At 66.8% G+C, this 3,775-nt stretch carries 3 protein-coding genes; 1 reads left to right on the top strand and 2 read right to left on the bottom strand.

Features of this window, described 5'->3' with window-relative positions; genetic code table 11:
* Positions 1-182: 182 nt before the first annotated feature.
* A complete protein-coding gene (locus D7V77_RS40885) occupies positions 183-998 on the bottom strand; it encodes a hypothetical protein (protein ID WP_120581583.1) in 816 nt (271 codons plus the stop codon).
* A gap of 317 nt (positions 999-1,315) precedes the next feature.
* Between D7V77_RS40885 and D7V77_RS40880 the strand changes: the two genes are divergently transcribed.
* Positions 1,316-2,749, top strand: a complete 1,434-nt coding sequence (locus D7V77_RS40880; protein WP_120581582.1) for a M28 family metallopeptidase — start codon at positions 1,316-1,318, stop codon at positions 2,747-2,749.
* 68 nt (positions 2,750-2,817) lie between these two features.
* On the opposite strand, the gene D7V77_RS40875 is transcribed toward D7V77_RS40880, so the two are convergent.
* On the bottom strand, positions 2,818-3,702 hold the full coding sequence (locus tag D7V77_RS40875) for a fatty acid desaturase (RefSeq protein WP_120581581.1): 885 nt from the start codon (positions 3,700-3,702) through the stop codon (positions 2,818-2,820).
* Between the last annotated feature and the right edge of the window lie 73 nt (positions 3,703-3,775).

The following is a 3,775-nucleotide window of genomic DNA, read 5'->3' as shown; positions in this document are numbered from 1 at the left end:
GCCCGCTCCAGCTTCCGCATGTCGTATGCTGTCAGCCCCAGCTCGGCAGGGCTCCTTGCCGGTCGCATGCTCCAGAAACTGCGCATGCGACCCGGATTTGTCTCGGAACTTCTGGCGACCTACTTAGGCGGCACGCCGGACGGGGCCGTGTTCCCGTCCGGCGCTGGGACCGCGGGTTCGCGCTACTTCACGCCCGTGGGCTGGGTGATGGACTCGGAGCGGATGGTGTACTCGCCAGCGATGGCGTTCGTGTCGATGCCCGTGAAGTGACGGTACGGGTACGCGCCATCCGCGACGGTCTCGATGAACTCCACCGAGTCACCGGTGACGGACTTGCCGTTGATGTCCACGGTGAAGGTGTTCTTCTCCGAGTCCAGGCGCCACACGCACGCGCCCACGTTCGTCTCCGCGGAGCCGGTGGACAGCCCGTCGATGTCGAAGTCGTTCAGGAAGTGGTGGTTCATCTCCGCCCAGCGGAGGAAGTCCCGCCAGTTGGTGAAGGTGATCATCAGCCCGGCCGGCTGGGGGCTGGAGCCCTGGAGCACGCCGCCCCGGTAGATGTTCATCCGGTACGCGGAGCCGCCCGGCGAGCCCGTGAACGTGGGCAGGATGTTGACCGTGTTCGCCTCGCGGCCCGGCGTCACCTTCAGCGTGCTGACGACCTGATCGCCATCGCGCGCGGACAGCTGGTAGCCACCCTGCGCCCCCAGACGCGTCGCCACGCGCTGCTCCCACTTCACGGCCTGCGTGAAGCTGCTGGAGACGCCGTCCTTCTGGGTCGTGAGGTTGGACACCGCCAGCCCGTCAGCGACGGCATCCACCTTCGCGCGGCCCAGCGCGCAGCTGGTGATGCCTTCGAACTTCTTCACGCACTGGGACGCCGCGGCTTCCTGCGCGTTCAGGGAACCGGAGGCCTGGCCGTCATCGGCACCGCCCGCGCAACCCGTGATGCTCAGCAGCATGGAAGCCAGCAGGGAACCCGTGATCTTCAGATGCATCCGTTACCTCATGGTGTGGGGTGTACTGCCCGCTGCCCCACTGCACCCCTCACGCCAACACCTGGAGCCCGTCTGTTTCACTCGTGTCATTCATTGATTGAGAAAACGGAGTAGCGGCGGATGTCACATGAAACACGCGATTTGTAGCAGGTCCGGTCTCACCCGGAGCCTCAGGACCCCTTACTCGCGGGCGGGGTCCTGAAACGGGGATTCAAGGGATGAGCCGGACGCGGGCGGAACTTTGCCGTGGCGCACAACTCCCCAGGGGGTTCGGCGGATAATCTGGGGAGCGCTGTTCCTCCCCCGGACTCCCCACCATGGCCTCGAAGATCAACGACAGCTCGCGTCCCCTCACCTCCGTCTCGCGGCTGTCCTCGCAGGACGCCCGGACGACGGATGCGAAGTCCCGGAACCGCCCTCTCGCATTCAAGGACGGCTTCGAGTCCTCCGGCAGCACGCGCCCCGCGCCCGGCCAGCTGCCGCGGCTGCCCGCGCCGCCTCCGATCCTGGGGCTGCCCGCGCCCACCACCCCGACGCCCGCGCCGACGACGCCGGTGCCTCCGGAGGCGCCCACCGAGCCGCCCGTTTCGGTCGACTCGGATCCGATGACGCACCTCGAGTACCTGGCCTCGGACGCGCTGCAGGGACGTGACAGCCCCTCCGCGGGCCTGGATGCCGCTTCCGTCTACGTGCAGGCCCACGCGGAGAAGTACGGGCTCGTGGGGCCCAACATCAACAACCCGGAGAACCCCTTCCAGCAGAAGTTCAACGTCTACTCGTGGCTGGGCGCGGAAAAGGCGGGCGAGACGGCGGGCGCGGCGCACGCAGGGCATGCCGAGCACAAGCAGTTCGGCCACACGATGTTCCAGGAAGGCTTCTACCTGGACGAGAAGATGCCCAAGGACACGCTGAAGAAGCTCAACCAGCAGTACGAGCAGACGATGAAGGCGGCGGGCCAGTCGGTGGTGCCGGCGCGCGCGGGCAAGCAGCGCAGCGTGGAGGAGCTCAAGCAGGTGGCCGCCGCCACGGGCCAGGCGGTGAACACCATGGCCATGCTGCCCGGCACCGGCCCCCACAAGGACGAGGTCATCGTGGTGATGGCCCACCTGGACCACGTGGGCGTGGACCGCAAGGGCAACCCGTACAACGGCGCGGACGACAACGCGTCCGGCAGCGCGGTGCTGATGGCGGCGGTGCCGGAGCTGGCGGAGGCCGCGAAGAACGGCAAGCTGGACCGCTCCGTGCTCTTCATCTGGACGGGCGCGGAGGAGAAGGGCCTGGTGGGCTCGCAGTACTTCGTGGACCACCCCATCCCCGGCCTGGAGCTGAAGAACATCGCCGGCGTCATCAACACGGACATGGTGGGCCGTTGGGATGATCAGCGCCTGTCCGTGGTGGACACCAACACCAAGGGCCAGCCCAACTACTTCCGTGACGTGGTGGACCAGGCGAACCAGCAGCTGGCGGATCCGTTCGACCGCATCAACCGCGACATCAACGTCTACCGCGACCGGCAGGACGGCGCGTCCTTCGGGCGCAAGGGCGAGGACGTCCTCTTCCTCTTCGAGGGCCTGTCCAACCCCGAGGGCGGCGGCGACCTCATCCCGGAGTACCACCGGCAGGATGACGACATCGACAAGATCATCGAGGACAACGGCGGCAACAAGCCCCGCCGCGTGAAGGACCTGCTCCTCAACGTCATCAACATCGCGGCGAACCGCACGACGGAGCCGCAGCAGCAGCCGAAGTAGCTGACCGCGGCACCCTCCGCCGGAAGGAGCACTTCCGGCGGGAGCATCCAGCGGGGACAGCGGGACCGCTAGGCGGCCAGCTTCTCCCCGCTGCCTTCCACGGGCCTGCCGGAGAGCGCGGCGACCTCGTGCTCGCTCAGCACGAGCTTCTCTTCAGAGCCGCTCCAGACGAACGGGATGCCCGGCTGGCGGTACAGGTTCGCGGGGATCTCCTGCGCCAGCTGCGCGTGCAGCTCCGGCAGCTTGGACCAGTGCAGACCGTGCCGCGTGTGATGCGCGGTGTGGTAGCCCAGGTTGCCCGTCATCAGGTTGTAGCCCTTGTGGAGGATGTTGTACGAGGCCTCCGAGTGGTTGGCCGTCTCCAGGCCCACGTGGTGGAAGTACGTGGCCCAGGTCGTCACGTAGAGCGACGCCATCATGGGCAAGAGGAACACGAAGAGCGCGTTGTAGGGGTTCACCCAGAACAGGCCCGCCAGCAGCACCACCTGGAGCGCGGCCATCCACACGAACACGCGCAGCGCCTTGGGGTGATGCTTCTTCCCCACGTGGAACGCGCGCGAGTACGCGGTCAGCGCCGTGCTCAGCGAGTACTCCACCTCCCCCATCGTCGAGCCGTCATCCCGCTTCCAGCGCGACTCGTCCTGCGTCTGGTCCAGGTAGTTCTTGTGGTGGCCCAGCACGTGGTGGAGGAACCACGCCTGCGACGTCACGCCCGTCTGGAAGCCGAAGACGATCTCCAACAGGCGGTTGGGCAGCGCGTGCTTGAAGAAGGACAGGTGCTGGTGGTGGTGGTTCCACGAGCAGATCCATCCCTTGGGGATGATGCCCAGTCCGAACCACAGCACCGGGATCCACCAGCTCTGGGCCGTGAGGAACACCGTCAGGTCGAGCGCGAACACGCCAAGGAACATCAGGACCGGGATGCGATCTTCAGGGTGCCGGAACAGGGTCATGGGCTTCCGAGACAAGTGGGCCGGGGAAAAAATGCCGCTTTTCCAACTGTAGGCTGCATTCCCCACCCCGAAC

Source organism: Corallococcus sp. CA041A, from assembly GCF_003612075.1.
Lineage (GTDB): Bacteria > Myxococcota > Myxococcia > Myxococcales > Myxococcaceae > Corallococcus > Corallococcus exiguus.
Note: the sequence above shows the minus strand (reverse complement) of the source record. Positions and strands in the feature narration are given on the sequence as shown.